Source organism: Francisella halioticida (assembly GCF_002211785.1).
GTDB lineage: Bacteria > Pseudomonadota > Gammaproteobacteria > Francisellales > Francisellaceae > Francisella > Francisella halioticida.
The window spans coordinates 1,136,211-1,154,085 of the sequence record NZ_CP022132.1; the positions used below are offsets into that span (position 1 = coordinate 1,136,211).

Below are 17,875 nucleotides of genomic sequence, written 5' to 3' on the forward strand. Positions count from 1 at the left end.
CCCCACCTTTATATTAATATTTAACCATATAACTATAATCTAAACATTACTATAGTCATATTTTATCCTAGGGAAGTTTACACTACTATGTTGTTATAATATAGCCTATAAATATAAAATCACCTTATATAAATAACATAAGTCATATATTAAAATTTTTAAGAAACTTTAAATAAAAATTAAAATTTATCTAAGAAATTTAACAACTCTTGAGTGTAAAACATCCATCTCTTTAGGGATAAGTTTTGAGAAATTAATAAAACCATGCACTAAACTATCAAAATGATAATGTTGTACCTCAACATTATGTCTAAGAAGTCTCTCAGCAAATAGTAATCCTTCATCTTTTAGTGGATCATATCCTGCTGTCATAACTAAAGTACGCGGCATATTTTCTAATTGTTTAATATAAAAAGGAGAAATTTCTGGAGAACGCCTATTCAAACCTTCTGGCACATATAATTCAGAATACCACATTGTTTTTGCTTTAGTTAAAATATAACCACTTTCAAAATCATCTAAAGATTTAGTTGGCATATGAGATAAATCAACTGATGGATATAAGATGATGTTGTTATATATTTTTGCTTTATCACTTTGTAAAAGATTGTATGTTGCCAATATTGTCAAGTTAGCTCCAGCACTATCTCCCATTAGAGTGAACTCTTTTCTTGATATTTCAAATTTCTTGTAGTATTTAAACACATGCTCAGCTACACATTCAACATCATTTAGTCCTGCTGGGAATTTATGTTCAGGCGCAAGTCTATAATCTACAGCAAAGACAACTCTATTGGTTGTCAAAGCAAGTTTTCTACAAAAAGCATCAAATGAATCTAAAGTTCCTGAAACGAATCCTCCTCCATGAGAGAAGATTATCACTTTTAATTTCTCTTGAGTATTAGGATTATAAACTCTAACTGGAATACTATGTCCATCTTGATGAGATATCTTAATATTCTCAACATTTTCAACAGGTTCTTTCACATAACTATACAGGCTTAATGAAGCCGCAGCTTTTCTTGTTGCTTCAAGATCTTTCCTACTACCTTCACGATCATACTTACCAATAAATGTAAGTAAGTCTTGTAGTTTTGGTGGTATTGTTTTAATACCTCCATATAAATCAGGGACCTTCTTAAGAACTTCTGCTTCTCGAGCTTTCTCATGCTTTGAATTATCTTTTGCAATTACTTTCAACCAAGCTTTCTTACTTGGAGGTAAAGAATCAATTGGTGTCGAAAGATATCTAGCAATACCAAGCTCATGACAATCATTTTCAGCATAAAATGGTAAATTATTCACTAACCATTTAAGTAGTTTTTCTGCTTTTAAATTATTAGTTTCTCTTATCTCTAAAACATTATATAAATTTTTGACGTCATATGACCACGGCACATAATCTACAATAAAATTACAGCTTATATAATTAAGACCAGCCTCTCTTGCTAATGCAAACTCTGGAAAAGCTGTCATTCCAATAACACCACCACCCATACTTTGGAAACATTTAGCATCCATTATTGTAGGAAACTGAGGACCTTCTATACAAACGTAACTTTGCTTAAAATGAATATCAAACTCAAACTCTTGTTTTTTCTCTCTTACCTCTTCAGCAATACTCTCTGTAATAGGTTTTGATAAAGATACATAGTTTAAAAGTCCTTGCTCACAAAATGTGAATTCACGCAGAGATTTTGTTCTATCTATAAACTGATATGGAATAACCATATCACCAGGTTTTAACTCATCCCTTAAACTTCTAACAGAAGATAGTGCAATAATTGAAGTAGCACCATGTTTTTTTAAAGCATATATATTTGCCTTATAATTTATTTGATGTGGTAGTATGCTTTCTTCTAAACCTGTTCTATTTAAAAATAAAGCCTCTCGACCTTCAATTTTTATTTTAAATAATCCATTAGAACATAATCCAAAAGGAGTTTCTCTTGATAACTCTTCTAAAATTTCAAAGTCATCAAAAGATTCAAAACCACTGCTACCTATTATTGCCCACATATTATTATATACCTAGAAATTTGTTTCCAAAATTTTATTATTATCACAAAAAAGTTTAATTTTAAACTTGTCATTGATACCCACTATTCCAACACCTTTAGGTGTGCCTGTCATCAGCAAATCATTTTCACATATTGAAATATCATTATCTTTTAAAAATTCAATAATCTGACCAGGCTTGTACATCATTAATTCATAATTACCATATTGAATGAGAATATCATTTTTATACGCTTTAAAGCTTAACTTTGGTGTTTCATTTTCAGATATCTCAACAAAATCACTAATTACAGCACTATTATCAAAAGCTTTTGCAAGCTCCCAAGGTAACCCTTTAGCTTTAAGAGTTGATTGTAATTTTCTATCTGTTAGATCTAAACCTACACCAACAGCTTTTATCTTAGATTTATTATCAAAACTAAAGACTATTTCACACTCATAATGAATTTCCCTTTTATCAGATAATTTTAAAGTTTTAGAAATACTAGAGTTTGGTTTTAAAAAAATAACTGGATTTTCAGGAGTTTCATTATTCAATTCATATATGTGTTCAACATAATTTCGACCAACACAGATTACTTTTGATTTTAATGTATTCATTTTCATAATCACTATAGCTTAAAGTCTTCACCAAGATATACTTTTCTAACAGTTTCATCAGTTAGAACTTCTTCTGGAGTACCTGATGCCAACATATTTCCTGCATTTACAATATATGCACGTTCACAAATATCCAGTGTTTCACGTACATTATGATCAGTAATCAAAACACCTATACCTCGGTCTTTAAGATGTCTTACAACTTCTTTAATCTCTATTACAGAAACTGGATCAACCCCAGCAAAAGGTTCATCTAGAAGAATAAATTTAGGATCCATTGCAAGTGCTCTGGCTATCTCAACTCTTCTTCTTTCACCACCAGATAAACTCATTCCTAAACTTTTACGAATATGTTGAATACTAAATTCATCTAAAAGTTCATTTAATTTTTCATCAATTTGATCTCTGCTTAAATCCTTACGTGTTTCTAAAATAGCAACAATGTTATCTTCAACACTCAATTTTCTAAAAACAGATGCTTCTTGAGGTAAATATCCCAATCCTCTTCTTGCTCTTAAGTGAATAGGCATTTTTGTAACGTCTTCATTTCCCATACGGACTTTTCCACGAGTTGCTGCGACTAAGCCAACAATCATATAAAAAGATGTTGTTTTTCCAGCACCATTAGGACCTAACAATCCTACAATTTCTCCTGTTGAAACTTTCATAGAAACATTATTCACAACCCAGCGTGAACCATATTTTTTTCCTAATCTTTTTGCTTCTAATGTATATTTTTCCATTTTAAACCTATTATCCAATTTTTCTCAAAACAACTATCCAGTTAGCCCAATTACATGAGGTTTTTCAACATCTTTATGGTAGTCAGAAATTGGGGTTAACCCTGTATTGATTTTAGTTTGCTTTGATATACCCTCTAACACAATTGTTGAACGTCTATTTCTACTTCCTGGAATAGACACTAAATCATGTTTAATATCATAGATGATTTTCTCACCACGATACTGATTATCATTTTGTGTAACTTTTGCCTTTTTATCTAATTCTAAACTTTTATTTACTACATTATATATAATTTTCTTAGCAACTCCTGTAACAGGGCCTCTGGTGATTCTTTTACTATCAATAAAATTTTGTGTAGGATTAGTTGGGAATGTATAGAACTGTGATCTATCCATTCCTTCAGACTCCATAGTTAACGTCTTAACTTTTTTATCTTTATTTAATTGCATAACAAGCCTTTGTCCAGAAATTAAATTACATTCTTTTTCACTATCACAAAGCTTTTTAGCTTCTTCATACCATTTCTTTTGCAACTGTTCAAAGGAATATTTTTTATCTCTTTCAAAGTAATCTATACCTTTTTTTAATATACGTGGCTTATGACATAAAATATGTTTATGATGAATCTGCATAACAAAGACATTATCATAGTAAATCAATCGCTTTTTATTTGCATCATATACAGCTCTATCTGAACAAATAGTTATGGGCCCATATTCCTTTAAAACATTATTAGTTGAATTATTTTCTTTTTCATTTGCCGTCACATTATCCTCTTTCGTTGCAATACTAGAACTAATAGCAAATGAATTATTAAATAAAGAGCATAAACTTAGAGCAGCTAGCATTAACTTAGCTTGACGCATAGTAGCTCCTTACATCTTGGTTAAGATTAATGATTTTTGATTCAGCATTACCCTTGACTCCAACACCTGTTGTATTATTACCTGTCTTGGGATCATATATTCTAACAAAATTATTATTATAGAAATCTTTAGAATCGGTATTATAGTACATTTCTGAAGTTTTTATATATATCATATCTGGTGAGTATTTATCACTATTACCTGATGAAGTTTGCTTTTTTTCATCATTGGGATTTTTCTTTAAGAACATAATAGCATCTACCCCATCATACAAATGTACCAAATTCTCATTTGTCTCTTTACTGGAGAAACCATGCTTTGACTTAATCTGCCAAGTTTTTTTACCAGTTTTTTTATCATAACTTTTCTCAATGAGATCTGTCATCTTAACATCTTCATTAGTGTATTGCTCTAATTTCTTTGAAATAAAATTTGTTTTTAAATCTCCGTCTCTATCATATTCATTATAATGAAAATTATAAGCAGTTAGCTCAACTTTACTTTTATCTTTATGCTTTAAATTAGGACTTATACCACCTTGAAGAGCTTTATAACTTATATACATTATTGATACAACAACTACAGCAATAGAAAAGGTATTAGCAAAAAGTGAATATTTAGTAAAAAATTTCATTATATCCTATTTTACCTCACCAAATTCAACAAAATCTCTAACTACTTTATCATGAAGCCCTAAATGTTTTATTAAATATTCACAAAATTCTCGAGTTGCTCCGTCACCACCATTATGATGACAAACATAGTCAGCATAATCTTTCACTATACCAATAGAGTCTGCTGGTGCTGCTGAAACAGCCACTTTATTCATTAAAGCTATATCTGGCAGATCATCACCTATATACGCAATATTCTTATTTTCGAGGTTATATCTTTCTTTTAATACCTCATAAGCTCTAAGTTTATTTTTTTGACCTTGAAATATATCTTCAGAATCTAAGCCTAAGCTTGCTAACCTATCAGCAACAATCCTAGAACTTTTACCTGTTATTACAGCTATCTTTAGGCCAAGTTTTTGAAGCAAAACCAAACCTAAACCATCTTTAACATTAAAGTTTTTATATTCATTACCACTATTGGAAATAATTATTTTTCCATCAGTTAATACACCATCAATATCAAGTATTAGTAATTTAATATTTTTTGACTTATTTATTTTCATTCATCTAACTTATATAAAATATCTATTCTCAGTAAAGATATTATCATAAATAAGAAAAAGACAAAAATAATAAAAGACAAAAGAGCTTGTTTACCTATATGCAAAATAACCCCTACTGAACTGCTATTATTTAAGAGCTTTAAAAAAAATATTAAGTTGACAGTATTAGATTAGGTTTAATATTATACAAACTTATAATCAATTAAAGTCTAGAAATGCTTAATAAAGTATAGATTTGTTTTAGATGTTTATTTGTAGTTTTTGACAGATTTTTCAATTTCTTTTTTAGCGAAGTCAGCATTATCCCAACCATCAACTTCAACCCATTTACCAGAATCAAGATCTTTATAATGAGTAAAGAAATGTTCAACCTTACGTTTTAATGTTTCTGGTATATCGTTAATATCGTTAATATGATCATATTCTTTAGTTAGTTTATGATTTGGTACTGCAATAATCTTAGCATCAACACCACCATCATCTTCCATCTTAAAAACACCAACGGCTCTACAGTTTATAACACAACCAGTAACCAAAGGATATGGAGCAATAACTAGCACATCAATTGGATCACCATCGTCATAAATAGTATTTGGTATAAAACCATAATTACAAGGATATCTCATTGCAGATGACATAAACCTATCTACCACAATCATATTACTATCTTTGCAAAACTCGTATTTAATTGGATCACTATCTTGAGGTATTTCAATAACAACATTAAAATCATTTGGAATATCTTTTCCACAAGGTATATTTTTTAGCATAGTAATTTCTCCTTTATTTTTGCTAAATTATAAACACCTGATACACTATGTGAGAGTCTAACATAAAAACCTTTGTATTTATATTATATAAATATTAAAATAGCCGAATAAATACTTAAGAAAATACATACGCTTTAATAAATTTTAAAGAGGGAAAATATGAATTTAAAGAAAATAATTTTACTAACAGCTACCTTAACTACAAGCATTGCTATCGCAGCCCCTAATATATCTGCAAGCTCTGATCCTTACTTTAATGGCGGTAATGGTATTAAACAAAAAGACATTATTGTAAAACCTGTACAAATTCAATTAGATGCTCCTGAATGGGTAGCAATGAACTATCGTACTGGAGATATAGTTAGTCAAAAAAACATGGATGTTAGAAGAGAACCTGCAAGTCTAACTAAAATGATGACATCATATATTGTTGCTAGTGAAATTAAGGCTGGTAATCTAACTTGGAATACAAAAGTTTCAATCAGTCAAGATGCAGCTAGTACAGGTGGTTCAAAAATGTACGTTCGTGCTGGAGCACGAGTTTCTATGAGAAACTTAGTAAGGGGTATGGATGTAGTATCTGGAAATGATGCTACTATAGCTCTTGCTGAGTATATTGGTGGAACAAAAGAAGCTTTTACAAACTTAATGAACCAAACAGCTAAAGCTATTGGTATGAACAATACTCATTTTGCAAATCCAGATGGTTTGCCTGGAGGTACTCAGTACACAACTGCTCATGACATGGCTTTATTAGCAAGGTCTTATATATATAACTTCCCTGAGGCATATAAAATATATGATGAAAGAGGTCTAGTTTGGAATGCAACAAAACAAGATTCTGTTAGTATTGCAGAGCGTAAGCAATGTTTACCTAAATTTGATCGATCAAATGGAGAAGTTATACAAAGTTACACTATAAAAGGTTTAGATGACTCTGCTAAGGATAAATGTAGTAAACTATTCCCTAAACGTAATAACTTTGTATTACAAAATAATAGAAATAAACTTCTATTTACATTTGATGGTGCTGACGGTATGAAAACAGGCCATACTGCAGCAGCAGGATATTGTTTAGTTTCTTCAGCAAAATTAAACGGTGAAAGATTTATTTCTGTAGTACTTGGTACGAGTAGTTCAGCTAAGAGAGTTTCTGAATCAGCTAAATTATTAAGATATTCTTTGACAAAATATCAGAACATATTACTATACAAAGCGAATTCCCCCGTAACAATTAGTGCAAATAATATTACTAATGCAAAAACAGGTCAGAAAATAACTGTTTCATCTAACCAGAATATTTATAAAACTGTCGCTAAAACATATATCCCTCATCTTAAACAAGGTGTTGAATTTAATTCAGGCATTAAAGCACCTATAACTAAAGGTCAAGCTGTAGGTAGCCTTGTTATTACAGTTGGCAACTTAAAAGAGAAAATAGCAAGTGTTCCAGTAGTAGCACAAAATGATGTCTCTCAAAAAGGCTGGTGGTAAAATAATTAAGGAATGACAATGTCTGATAATGAAAATAAAAAAACTTTTTTTGAATTTCCTTGCCAGTTTCCTATAAAAGTAATGGCAAACCCTCAAAAAGAAACTGTTAAGTTTATTTTAAATGTATTTGAAAAATATGTTCCTAATCATAGCGAAATAAATTTCAACACTAAAGAAAGTAAAACTGGTAAATACATATCTATAACTGCTATTTTTACAGCTGATAGTAAAGAACAATTAGATAATATATACAAAGAAATTTCTGGACACCCAGAAGTGCATATGGTTCTATAGAGTTTCATCAATCACAAGCGATAAATACCGATCATGCAAGTTCAACAAAAAAACTTAGGCTTACAAGAGTACTCAAAAGTATTTAAGGATATGATTGAGTTCACAGCAAATCGTACTGAAAATGTAAATGATGAGATATGGCTTGTTGAACATCCAGCTGTGTTTACTCAAGGTAAACATGGGAAATCTGAGCATATTATAAATTCACATAATATCCCAATAGTTGAAACTGATCGAGGTGGTCAAGTTACTTACCATGGCCCAGGCCAAGCAGTTATATATTTTTTACTTGATGTAAAAAGAAATAAATTAGGTGCTAAAAAACTTATTTCTATAATTGAACAATCTTGCTTAAACATGCTGAAGAATCATTATAATATAAATGCTTATACTATAGAAAATGCACATGGTATATATATTGATAATAAAAAAATAGCTTCTTTAGGGCTTAGGATCAAACAAGGCAAAACATATCATGGTATAGCCATAAATACAGATATGGATCTCACACCTTTTAGCTATATAAATCCCTGTGGCTATAGTGGTTTAAAAATGTGTCAAATTAGTAATTTCAAAGATACTAATGTTACAAAAGTTCAAAAACAATATGTAGAAGAATTTATTAAATTAGTCTAATAATATTAAGAATATTTTTTCTGTAGTTCATTTTTAACTCTTAATAAAAGCTCTTTAGATTTTACTCTGTTTCCAAAAATATCGTATTTAATTTCTAATGTTGCTGCATGTTTTGTAATTTCATAAATATTAATGCTAAAAGTTACTTTATATTTTTTAGAATTTACTTTTCCTTCTATAACAGTTCTATCATCTGTAATTATATTTTTAGTCAGTATGATATTTTTATTATTCCTAAATAAATCTAGTACTACATAACTAACTTCTTCAACAGAATAATCAAAATTTTCAGAATACTCTGCTTCTTGCTCAACAGCATATGCTGTTAGAATACAACTACTTAGAGTCAATATGTATGGAATCAATAAAACCATAAGTAATATTTTTTTCATTTGATTTTAAGATATAAATAAAATTTCATTAATTTATCATAAAAATTTAAGTAAATCTATATTTATGAAACTATATTCTCAACAAAACAAATGTATATTATTATTTAATAATTGATAAATAAATTACAAGAAAGTTTTTAAGAAAGCAGATCTAGATGGATGCTTAAGTTTTCTAAGAGCTTTTGCCTCAATTTGTCGAATACGTTCTCTTGTCACATTAAATTGCTTACCAACTTCTTCTAATGTATGGTCTGTATTCATGCCAATACCAAAGCGCATCATAAGAACCTTAGCCTCTCTTTCCGTCAATCCAGTATCAATAAGCTCCTTAATAGCTTCTCTTAAGTTTTCTATATTAGCTGCTTCTATAGGAGAATAATTATTTTTATCTTCAATAAAATCTCCTACAGTTGAGTCTTCATCATCACCAATCGGACTTTCCATAGAAATTGGAGTGTGAGATATGTTAAGAATTTTCTTAAGCTTATCTTTCGTCATGTTAGGAGTATATTCAATAATCTCCTCTTCAGTAGCTTCACGCCCTTTCTCTTGTAAGATTTGACGTTTAATTCTATTAACCTTGTTAATTGTTTCAATCATATGCACAGGAACACGTATAGTTCTTGCTTGATCTGCAATCGAACGAGTAATAGCTTGACGAATCCACCATGTAGCATATGTAGAAAACTTGAAACCTTTACGATAATCAAATTTATCTACTGCTTTCATTAGGCCAATATTACCTTCTTGAATAATATCTAAGAAGTGTAACCCTCTATTTGTATATTTTTTTGCCTCAGAAACAACTAGTCTTAAGTTTGCTTCAATCATTTCTTTTTTAGCCTGGGTAATTTTTGCTTCGCTTTTTGAAATTTCAATATTAACATTTTTAAGCTCAACAATATCCATCATCATTAAGTTTTGAAACTGATTAATTTGTTTAGTAAGATTTGTTACTTCGCGAACAATATTATCTGTAAATTTGTACTTTTCTGTTAAGGGCTTAAGCCATTCAGTAGAACCAATCTTATAAGCCTTTAAAAACTCTGGCCTTGGAGTTTTTGCTCTATCGACACATAATCTTAATACTTTTCTTTCAAACTCTTTAACTCGAGCATATGGAAGTCGAATATAGTCAACCAATTTTTGTAAATGAGAAGTTGAAAGTCTTAAGCATTCAAATTCTTTAACAATTTTATTATAAAGCTTCTTTGTGGGCTTTTCTTGATATTCTTCAAACGTTTTCTCAAGATTAGTGAAAAATTCATAAGCTCTTTGTGTATCTATTTTTTCATCATGATCATCTTCGGCAACCTTCTCTTCAGTTGCCTGCTCATCACTAAAGCCAGCCATGATTTCATTAAACCGAATATATTTAGCGGCAGATGCTTCCTCTATATCTTGAGAAGACATGTAGTCTAAAGCTTTTTCTTCCAGCTCACGGAATCTTTCAATATATGTTTTAGTAACTATAGGATAGCTTAAAATTGTACTAAAAACCTCTGTAGTACCCTCTTCTATTCTAATAGCAATATCCGTTTCTCCTCTTTTATCTAAAAGATCAACTATTCCCATTTCTCGCATATACATACGAATAGGATCTGAAGTTTTACCTCTTAAATCATCAAGATTTGCTTCACTAACTTTTCTTTCATCTTCTTCTTCTATCTCGGGAGTCCTGTCATAGACATCAATACCTGCATCAACAAGTATCGCTTCTATTTCTTCATATTTTTTTGGATCCTCAGAAACATCTCCTGGCAAAGCATCTAATATATCAGCCCTGGTCAAGTAACCTCTTTCTTTACTATCTATTATTAAATCTTTAAGATCTGAGAGTAAATCTTCTTTTGTCATCTAATACTCCAATAGAGTTTTATTTTTTTATTTGCTACTTAATTTTGCAATCAAATATTTACGTTCCATCTCCTGGACGTCTGTTCTAAAAGGTAAAGAGCCTAAATGTTTAAGTTGTTCTTTTACACTATAGCCTTCAATCCTTTTTAAATCTTTTAAGATCTGAAAGTGATAATTTTCACTATCAGATTTTTTTCTAGCATTCTTTATACCATAACTTAATAATTCAAAGAAGTACTCTCTATAGTCAGGATAATCCTCTGCCAATAACTGTATAAGTATAACAGTTTCAATTTCATTAGATGAGTCTTCTTTTAGAATTTTCAAGCTTTTTGTTAAAAAATCTAAACTTTTTGTTGCTGAAAAAATTTCAAAATCATATTTATTTTGTAATATACTAAAATCTGAAATATTTACAAATAATTCAGACAATAACTCTTCTTCCAAAACTAAGTTTTTTGAAAGTCTTTTTTGCTTAGTAGTACTAAAATTAGTTTTTTGTAAAGCATCATAATTATTATGTTTACGGATTTTCAACAACTTTTTGATCTGCTCAGTTTTTATACCTATTCTTTCAGCAATAGTTGCTATGATGCTTTCAGAATAAATATTATCATCGACATCAGATAAAAAATTCTTTAAATTTTCTATAACTTCAGCTTTAGATTCAGCTCTACTAAGATCTTTATTATTCACAAAACTCTTTATTAGAAATTCTGAAACTGGTAAGGCATTTTCTAAAGCATCATTAAACTTTTCTAAACCATAAATTTTAATAAAATCATCTGGATCTTTATCATCAAATAAGGTCAATATTTTTAATTTTTTATTTCCATCTAACAGAGGTAAGACTATTTTTATAGTTCTAATAGCAGCTTTTTGCCCTGCTAAATCACCATCAAAACATAAAACCACAGAATTTATTTCTCGAAACAGAATTTTTGCGTGATTTTGTGAAAAGGCTGTCCCCAATGTAGCAACAGCATTATGAAAGCCATGTTGTGCAAGACCAACTACATCCATATACCCTTCAACAACAACCAAGCTTTGTATTAAATTCTCTAATTTTTGTTTTTTGTACTCTCGATACTCATATAAACCATATAATGTATTATTTTTATGGAAAACTAGTGTTTCTGGAGAGTTTATATATTTAACACCATCATTATCATCTATAACCCGCCCCCCATAAGCAATTACATTGCCTTGAATATTACGAATAGGAAACATAATTCTACCTCTGAAACGATCGTAGACATTACCTTTATCATTTTTTATTGCTAAGCCAGTACTTATTAAAACTTCTTCTGTTGTTTTAGCAGATCTAGCAAGCTGTGTGATATTATTCCATCCCTCAGATGAATACCCTATGCCAAAAGATTTAGCTAAATTACTGTCTATTCCTCTTTTTTTAAGATAATTTATTGCTTTATCCTTGGATTCTGAGTTTCCCAGATTCCACCGATAATACTTTTGTGCAACCTCTAAAAAACTAATACATTTATTATATAGCTGCTCTTTTTGTAAATCTTCTTGGGAATAATTTTCATACTCTACTGGCTTTCCAACTATTTCAGCTAGATTTTTTACAGCATCAATAAATTCTAGATTATTAATTTTCTTAACAAATGTAAGAGCATCTCCAGACTCTTGACAACCAAAACAATGAAAAAAATTTTTACTTGGAGTTACAAAAAACGAAGGAGTCTTTTCATTATGAAAAGGACAACATCCTTTATAGTTTTTGCCTGATTTTTTTAAATTAACATATCTTGAGACGACATCTACTATATCAGCACTGGAAACAAGCTCTTTTATAAAATTATTTGAGACTTTCTTTGCCATATTGATGTCAAAATTACAATTTTACACTAGGTTAGATTTTACGATTGCACTGACTTTACTCATATCTGTTCTACCAGCCAATTCTTTTTTTACATTTGCCATAATTTTACCCATTTCTTTCATAGATGTTGCCCCTACAGACTCAATAGCTTTCTGAACTATGGTTACAACTTCCTCATCACTAAGTTGTTTAGGCATGTACTGAGTTAATACCTCAATTTCTTTTTTCTCGCCTTCTGCTAATTCTGCTCTATCTGCTTGAATATATTGATTATAAGAGTCTTGTCTTTGCTTAATCATCTTTGTAATAATGACTATTACTATCTCATCTGTAATATCTACTTTTTCATCAATCTGCTTTTGCTTGATAGCAGACATAGCCATACGAATGGTAGTTAATCTAATTTTATCTTTAGTTTTCATAGACTCTTTCATATCAAGAGTCAATTGATCAAAAATTTGTGACATTTTAAAAAAGAATTCCTAGTGAAAGATGAGAGCCTAAGGCTCTCGAGGTGGTTTAATATTTAAAAAACTATCTTCTCGCTATCATTATTGCTCTTGTGAGCTCTTTTAATAGCTTCAGTTTTTTTTCTTTTGCGTGCCCAAGTTGGCTTTTCAAAATACTCTCTACGACGTAATTCAGATACGATTACAGCTTTCTCGCAAGACCTTTTAAATTTTCTAAGTACAACGTCAAAAAGATCTCTTTCTTTAACTCTAACGCTTGGCATACTCTCACCTCACTTAAATGCCATTTTATTAGTTATTAAAAAAACCAAGGGCCATTTGCCCACGATAACTTTTACAGATAACGATTATAGCATATAAGCTTATGAATACAAATAGTATATTAAGCCCTCTTTATAAGCAAAAAACATACCAAAACTAATGTAAAACTTATAACATTCAGCTGTATTTATATTAGATAAAATGCTATCATCTGAAGTTACTATTATTTTAAATAAAACTATACGGATTAAGAAGTTTTGCATAAAAAAACTAAGTTTTTAATAATATTATTTGTATTTATTGTATTTATTAGTAATACGTTTGCAGCGGGTACACGTAGCGAAATTCAATATCTTGTAAAAAAATATGGTCTAACAAATGCTAATTTTGCAATAGCAGCTCAAAGAACCATGACAGGCAAAGAGCTCTATTCTTACGCAAAAAATAGAGCCATGAAACCAGCAAGTAACAATAAAGTCTTCACAATGGTAGCTGCACTATTCACACTTCCTAGTAATTTTAGATTTACAACATCTATAGATTACCCATCTAGTAGACTTAAGAATCATATCTTATATAGTGATATGTATATAAAATTTTCTGGTGACCCTTCTTTAACAGGTACTCAACTTGCAACGCTCATTAAAAATATAAAAATGCAAAAAGGTATTAAACAAATAACTGGAGATATATATCTAGTTGGTGTTTTATCTGGCCCATATATTCCACAAGGATGGTCAAAAGAAGATAGTAGTTTTTGTTATGGTGCACCTGCATCTAGCTTCACAATGAATAGAAACTGTACAGTTATAAAATTAGCAAAAAATCCAAATAGTCTTTCCACTAAGGTAATAAAACTAAGTAATGCTAGCAATATTTTTATTGATAACTCTGCAAAGTATACAAGCACTTCAAAAGCAACCCTAATATATATGGACAATGACAATACCATACATATTAGTGGTTATCTATCTAGGACAGCAGAGAAAATGTTTGAATTATCAATTAAAAACCCTGCTTTAAAAACATTAGATACTGTGAAAGATTTTTTAAATAATAATGGAATAAAGCATGGTAATGTCTCAATAGCAAGCAAAGTTCCAAAAGGTTACCCCCCTCAAATAACAACATCTTCAGCTACAATAGGATATATAATAGACGAAACACTTAAGCACTCTGACAACTTATATGCTGAAACAATTTTAGATACAGTTGCTCTTAAAAAAACAGGAGTAGGGTCTACAAAATCAGGAACTGAAGCGGTACAAAATATCATATATAGTAAATTAGGGCTAAATACCTCTGCATTAACAATGTATGATGGTTCAGGCCTTTCACAGCTAGATCGAGTATCACCAAATTTTATGGTCAATTTCCTGACAAAAACATTTAATAGTCCTATTGGTAAAAAATTATATAACTACTTACCAGCATCTGGAATGAACGGTACTATTGCTTATAGAATGGGAGGCAAACTTCTTGGTAGAGTCCATGCTAAAACAGGTACTCTTTCTGGAGTATCCACTCTCTCAGGATATGTTTTAACAGCAAAAAATCATCGTATAACATTCTCAATAATGTTAAATGATCTAAAACGCTCAGATCGTTACAATGCTTGTAGATTCCAAGACAAAGTAGTAGGTGTTTTTTATAGGTATTTATAATGAAAAAAATAATAAAAATAATAGGTGTAGTTACAATTATAGCAATCTTAGGATCTTGTACAACTGCTCAGCCTAGAAACATAAATAATGCCTGTAGTATTATCCATCAGTATCCCGACTGGTATTATGATATGGTGAACTCATATAATCGCTGGGGAATTCCATTAAATGTCCAGATGGCTTTTGTAAGACAAGAATCTTCTTTCCGAGCAGATGCCAAGCCATCTATGCAATATTATCTTGGATTTATTCCTAAAGGAAGAGCTTCTAGCGCTTATGGATACTCTCAAGCATTGGATGGTACATGGGATCACTACAAAAAACAAACAAAACAATCTTTTATTTCACGTTCAAACTATTCAGATGCAGTTGACTTCATTGGCTGGTATTTAAACGATGTACATAATAAAACTGGGATTAGTAAAACGAACACTTATGACTTATACCTTGCATATCATGAAGGTATTGGTGGATATAAAAGAGGCAGCCATAGGAACAATTCCTTTTTAAAAAATTATGCTCGCAAAACAGCTGATGTTGCTAAAAAATATTCTGTACAATTAGAAAGTTGTGAAATCCCGCGTAAGCCACTATTGTCTTATATCTTTTAATTAAAGGTAATTATAATGAATTTAAAACCATTTAAAATTATAACTAATATTCGTTGGTCTGATACTGACAAAAATGATCATGTTAATAATGGCAAATATTTTGATTACTTTGAAGAAGCAAGAACAACATGGGCATATGAAAATACTGGACTTATGAACTGGGCTAAAGAAAATTCGATTCAGTTAGCAATTATTGAACAAAGCTGCAAATACATAGTAGCTCTACAACATCCAAATAAAATAGAAGTTACACAACAGATTTCTAAACTAGGTGTTGCAAGTATTGAGTTTGATTATGAAATAAGAATTCTTGGCAGTGATAAAATAGTTACTAAAGCAAAAGCTAAGCTAGCATGTTATAACGCTAAAACATTTAAACTACAAAAATTTCCTACAGATTTAAAACAAAGACTTTTAAAAAGAAATGATTGATACTAATAAACAAAACCTAAAAAAACTTGAAAAGCAGATACTTAGAAAAACAGCTCAAGCTGTTAATCAGTATAATATGATTGAAGATGGTGATAAAATAATGGTTTGCCTATCAGGTGGTAAAGATTCTTATTGCTTGCTTGAAATGTTATTATTATTACAGCAAAAAGCCCCTATAAAGTTTGATATAACTGCTGTAAACTTAGATCAAAAGCAACCTGGATTTCCTGTAGAAATTTTACCAAACTATCTAAGATCAAAAGAAGTTGATTTTCATATCATTGAAAGAGACACATATAGTGTTGTCAAAAAAGTAATTCCTGAAGGTAAAACGACTTGTGGCTTATGCTCAAGAATGCGTCGAGGTATCTTGTATGATTTTGCTGAAGAAAATAATATAACAAAAATTGCTCTAGGTCATCATCGAGATGATATTATCGAAACATTCTTTTTAAATATATTCTATAATGGTACGATTAAAGCAATGCCTCCTAAACTACTAAGTGATGATAAACGAAATATTGTAATTCGCCCTCTTGCTTTTGTTAATGAAAAAGAAACTTCACAATATTCAGAGCTTAAAAGCTTCCCTATTATTCCTTGTAACTTATGTGGATCTCAAGATAACTTGCAAAGAGTATTTACAAAAGATATGCTAAACAAATGGGAAGAAAAAAATCCTGATAGAAAAAATGTAATATTTAAAGCTCTTTCAAATATATCTCCATCACAAATGTTAGACAAGGGACTTTTTGATTTTTTTAATATTTCAAAAAATAATATACAAAGATAGATAAGGAAAAAACATGAATTTAAAAAAAATAGTTGTTATAACATCATGCTCATTAATGGGATTAGCTGTTAATGCATATAGTAATAATGAGTCAGCTGGAATGAAAATTAATTCTAAAGCAAGTTATACTATCGGTTATCAAATTGGCTCAGGAATAGCTAATCAAAACTTTGGTATAGATAACTCAAAAGTTGCAGAAGGATTTGAAGATGCATTTAAAGGTAAGCAACCTAAAATATCACAAGACCAAATCAAAAAAAATATGGAAACTCTAAAAAATAAACTGATTAAAAAGCAAGTTAATATTGCCGAACAAAATAAATCTAATTCAGAAAAGTTAATTAATGATATTTCAAAAATTGATGGAATTACTAAAGTAAATGATGGTGTTTACTATAAAATGATAAAAGAAGGAAATGGTAAAAAACCAAGTGCTAATAGTAAAGTAACAATTGCATATGATGGAACTACCCCTGCTGTTGTTTATGAAAAAGACAATCAAAAATCTCTAGAAGCTATCAAGCAAGGAAAACTAATTGGTGTAAACTTTGACTCTAGCAAAGGTGTTTCGTTCCCTCTTACAAACTTGATTCAATGCTGGAAAGATGCGATACCACAAATTCCAACAGGCTCGACTGTTATTTTATATTGTGCTCCAGATACTGCTTATGGAACAAGAGCTCCTGCTGCTATCGGACCAAACCAAGCTCTTTCTTTCAAAATAACTCTTAAGAGTTTTGAATAATAAGATATCCTAAAATATATCATTCCAAATATCAGATACTATTTTTACTTTAATAGACTTAGTATAACTAAACCCTATAATCCAGAAAGCTCATTTTAGGATCTCAATAAAATTTACACTAATCGCGAAAAACTTAAATAAATATCTGCTAACTTTGATTTAGTATTTAGCATTACTATTTTATAGTAGACTGACTATACT

At 30.1% G+C, this 17,875-nt stretch carries 20 protein-coding genes; 8 read left to right on the forward strand and 12 right to left on the reverse strand.

Annotation, left to right across the window (positions count from 1 at the left end; all coding sequences use genetic code 11):
- Positions 1-186: 186 nt before the first annotated feature.
- The 7 genes from CDV26_RS06110 to ppa all read right to left on the reverse strand — a co-directional run bounded on the left by CDV26_RS06110 (position 187) and on the right by ppa (position 6,179).
- Positions 187-2,019 carry an alpha/beta hydrolase fold domain-containing protein gene (locus CDV26_RS06110; protein ID WP_088772524.1) on the reverse strand — a complete coding sequence of 611 codons (1,833 nt, stop codon included), beginning with the start codon at positions 2,017-2,019 and terminating at the stop codon, positions 187-189.
- Between the two features lie 12 nt (positions 2,020-2,031).
- The gene (locus CDV26_RS06115; protein WP_088772525.1) at positions 2,032-2,625 is read right to left on the reverse strand and encodes a fumarylacetoacetate hydrolase family protein; all 594 of its coding nucleotides are present in this window, start codon (positions 2,623-2,625) and stop codon (positions 2,032-2,034) included.
- Positions 2,626-2,630: 5 nt separating this feature from the next.
- Complete coding sequence (gene lptB / locus CDV26_RS06120) at positions 2,631-3,362, reverse strand: LPS export ABC transporter ATP-binding protein (RefSeq protein ID WP_088772526.1); 732 nt, start codon at positions 3,360-3,362, stop codon at positions 2,631-2,633.
- 33 nt (positions 3,363-3,395) lie between these two features.
- Positions 3,396-4,229, reverse strand: a complete 834-nt coding sequence (locus CDV26_RS06125) for an LptA/OstA family protein (RefSeq protein WP_088772527.1) — start codon at positions 4,227-4,229, stop codon at positions 3,396-3,398.
- Entirely contained in the window at positions 4,216-4,863 is a 648-nt protein-coding gene (lptC, locus tag CDV26_RS06130; RefSeq protein WP_088772528.1) for an LPS export ABC transporter periplasmic protein LptC, read from the reverse strand. Before lptC ends, CDV26_RS06125 begins: the two co-directional genes overlap by 14 nt.
- A gap of 6 nt (positions 4,864-4,869) precedes the next feature.
- Positions 4,870-5,409, reverse strand: coding sequence for a KdsC family phosphatase (locus tag CDV26_RS06135; RefSeq protein WP_088772529.1), 540 nt, complete (start codon positions 5,407-5,409; stop codon positions 4,870-4,872).
- A 248-nt stretch (positions 5,410-5,657) separates the two neighbouring features.
- Positions 5,658-6,179: an inorganic diphosphatase gene (gene ppa, locus CDV26_RS06140; RefSeq protein ID WP_088772530.1), complete on the reverse strand. Its 522-nt coding sequence runs from the start codon at positions 6,177-6,179 to the stop codon at positions 5,658-5,660.
- A gap of 159 nt (positions 6,180-6,338) precedes the next feature.
- Between ppa and CDV26_RS06145 the strand changes: the two genes are divergently transcribed.
- From CDV26_RS06145 to lipB, 3 genes are read left to right on the forward strand one after another with little or no spacing between them, the layout of a single operon-like run.
- Positions 6,339-7,673: a D-alanyl-D-alanine carboxypeptidase family protein gene (locus tag CDV26_RS06145; RefSeq protein ID WP_088772531.1), complete on the forward strand. Its 1,335-nt coding sequence runs from the start codon at positions 6,339-6,341 to the stop codon at positions 7,671-7,673.
- 18 nt (positions 7,674-7,691) lie between these two features.
- A complete protein-coding gene (locus CDV26_RS06150; protein WP_169709720.1) occupies positions 7,692-7,967 on the forward strand; it encodes an HP0495 family protein in 276 nt (91 codons plus the stop codon).
- A 30-nt stretch (positions 7,968-7,997) separates the two neighbouring features.
- The gene (gene lipB / locus CDV26_RS06155) at positions 7,998-8,603 is read left to right on the forward strand and encodes a lipoyl(octanoyl) transferase LipB (protein WP_088772533.1); all 606 of its coding nucleotides are present in this window, start codon (positions 7,998-8,000) and stop codon (positions 8,601-8,603) included.
- Between the two features lie 5 nt (positions 8,604-8,608).
- Here the strand turns inward: lipB and CDV26_RS06160 are convergent, their stop codons facing one another.
- From CDV26_RS06160 to rpsU, 5 genes are all read right to left on the reverse strand, one after another.
- Positions 8,609-8,995 (reverse strand): DUF3568 family protein, encoded by a 387-nt coding sequence (locus CDV26_RS06160; protein ID WP_088772534.1) that lies wholly within the window; start codon positions 8,993-8,995, stop codon positions 8,609-8,611.
- 123 nt (positions 8,996-9,118) lie between these two features.
- Positions 9,119-10,852 (reverse strand): RNA polymerase sigma factor RpoD, encoded by a 1,734-nt coding sequence (gene rpoD, locus CDV26_RS06165; RefSeq protein WP_088772535.1) that lies wholly within the window; start codon positions 10,850-10,852, stop codon positions 9,119-9,121.
- A gap of 27 nt (positions 10,853-10,879) precedes the next feature.
- Positions 10,880-12,697 (reverse strand): DNA primase, encoded by a 1,818-nt coding sequence (dnaG, locus tag CDV26_RS06170; protein WP_088772536.1) that lies wholly within the window; start codon positions 12,695-12,697, stop codon positions 10,880-10,882.
- 21 nt (positions 12,698-12,718) lie between these two features.
- Positions 12,719-13,165 (reverse strand): GatB/YqeY domain-containing protein, encoded by a 447-nt coding sequence (locus CDV26_RS06175; protein WP_088772537.1) that lies wholly within the window; start codon positions 13,163-13,165, stop codon positions 12,719-12,721.
- Between the two features lie 59 nt (positions 13,166-13,224).
- Positions 13,225-13,431: a 30S ribosomal protein S21 gene (rpsU, locus tag CDV26_RS06180; protein ID WP_088772538.1), complete on the reverse strand. Its 207-nt coding sequence runs from the start codon at positions 13,429-13,431 to the stop codon at positions 13,225-13,227.
- Between the two features lie 255 nt (positions 13,432-13,686).
- Between rpsU and dacB the strand changes: the two genes are divergently transcribed.
- Genes dacB through CDV26_RS06205 form a run of 5 tightly spaced genes read left to right on the forward strand, consistent with a single transcriptional unit; the run spans position 13,687 to position 17,674 of the window.
- The gene (gene dacB / locus CDV26_RS06185) at positions 13,687-15,093 is read left to right on the forward strand and encodes a D-alanyl-D-alanine carboxypeptidase/D-alanyl-D-alanine endopeptidase (protein WP_088772539.1); all 1,407 of its coding nucleotides are present in this window, start codon (positions 13,687-13,689) and stop codon (positions 15,091-15,093) included.
- Positions 15,093-15,704, forward strand: coding sequence for a transglycosylase SLT domain-containing protein (locus CDV26_RS06190; protein WP_088772540.1), 612 nt, complete (start codon positions 15,093-15,095; stop codon positions 15,702-15,704). The genes dacB and CDV26_RS06190 overlap by 1 nt, the downstream gene beginning before the upstream one ends.
- A 15-nt stretch (positions 15,705-15,719) precedes the next feature.
- On the forward strand, positions 15,720-16,136 hold the full coding sequence (locus CDV26_RS06195) for an acyl-CoA thioesterase (protein ID WP_088772541.1): 417 nt from the start codon (positions 15,720-15,722) through the stop codon (positions 16,134-16,136).
- Entirely contained in the window at positions 16,129-16,929 is an 801-nt protein-coding gene (ttcA, locus tag CDV26_RS06200; protein WP_088772542.1) for a tRNA 2-thiocytidine(32) synthetase TtcA, read from the forward strand. The genes CDV26_RS06195 and ttcA overlap by 8 nt, the downstream gene beginning before the upstream one ends.
- A gap of 13 nt (positions 16,930-16,942) precedes the next feature.
- Entirely contained in the window at positions 16,943-17,674 is a 732-nt protein-coding gene (locus CDV26_RS06205) for an FKBP-type peptidyl-prolyl cis-trans isomerase N-terminal domain-containing protein (RefSeq protein ID WP_088772543.1), read from the forward strand.
- The last annotated feature ends 201 nt before the right edge of the window (positions 17,675-17,875 follow it).

Bases quoted from the DNA above. Each gene is read 5' to 3' on its own strand.
- CDV26_RS06110 (WP_088772524.1), bottom strand. From the start codon at position 2,019: ATGTGGGCAATAATAGGTAGCAGTGGTTTTGAATCTTTTGATGACTTT.
- CDV26_RS06115 (WP_088772525.1), bottom strand. From the start codon at position 2,625: ATGAAAATGAATACATTAAAATCAAAAGTAATCTGTGTTGGTCGAAAT.
- lptB (WP_088772526.1), bottom strand. From the start codon at position 3,362: ATGGAAAAATATACATTAGAAGCAAAAAGATTAGGAAAAAAATATGGT.
- CDV26_RS06125 (WP_088772527.1), bottom strand. From the start codon at position 4,229: ATGCGTCAAGCTAAGTTAATGCTAGCTGCTCTAAGTTTATGCTCTTTA.
- lptC (WP_088772528.1), bottom strand. From the start codon at position 4,863: ATGAAATTTTTTACTAAATATTCACTTTTTGCTAATACCTTTTCTATT.
- CDV26_RS06135 (WP_088772529.1), bottom strand. From the start codon at position 5,409: ATGAAAATAAATAAGTCAAAAAATATTAAATTACTAATACTTGATATT.
- ppa (WP_088772530.1), bottom strand. From the start codon at position 6,179: ATGCTAAAAAATATACCTTGTGGAAAAGATATTCCAAATGATTTTAAT.
- CDV26_RS06145 (WP_088772531.1), top strand. From the start codon at position 6,339: ATGAATTTAAAGAAAATAATTTTACTAACAGCTACCTTAACTACAAGC.
- CDV26_RS06150 (WP_169709720.1), top strand. From the start codon at position 7,692: ATGTCTGATAATGAAAATAAAAAAACTTTTTTTGAATTTCCTTGCCAG.
- CDV26_RS06160 (WP_088772534.1), bottom strand. From the start codon at position 8,995: ATGAAAAAAATATTACTTATGGTTTTATTGATTCCATACATATTGACT.
- rpoD (WP_088772535.1), bottom strand. From the start codon at position 10,852: ATGACAAAAGAAGATTTACTCTCAGATCTTAAAGATTTAATAATAGAT.
- dnaG (WP_088772536.1), bottom strand. From the start codon at position 12,697: ATGGCAAAGAAAGTCTCAAATAATTTTATAAAAGAGCTTGTTTCCAGT.
- CDV26_RS06175 (WP_088772537.1), bottom strand. From the start codon at position 13,165: ATGTCACAAATTTTTGATCAATTGACTCTTGATATGAAAGAGTCTATG.
- rpsU (WP_088772538.1), bottom strand. From the start codon at position 13,431: ATGCCAAGCGTTAGAGTTAAAGAAAGAGATCTTTTTGACGTTGTACTT.
- CDV26_RS06190 (WP_088772540.1), top strand. From the start codon at position 15,093: ATGAAAAAAATAATAAAAATAATAGGTGTAGTTACAATTATAGCAATC.
- CDV26_RS06195 (WP_088772541.1), top strand. From the start codon at position 15,720: ATGAATTTAAAACCATTTAAAATTATAACTAATATTCGTTGGTCTGAT.
- ttcA (WP_088772542.1), top strand. From the start codon at position 16,129: ATGATTGATACTAATAAACAAAACCTAAAAAAACTTGAAAAGCAGATA.
- CDV26_RS06205 (WP_088772543.1), top strand. From the start codon at position 16,943: ATGAATTTAAAAAAAATAGTTGTTATAACATCATGCTCATTAATGGGA.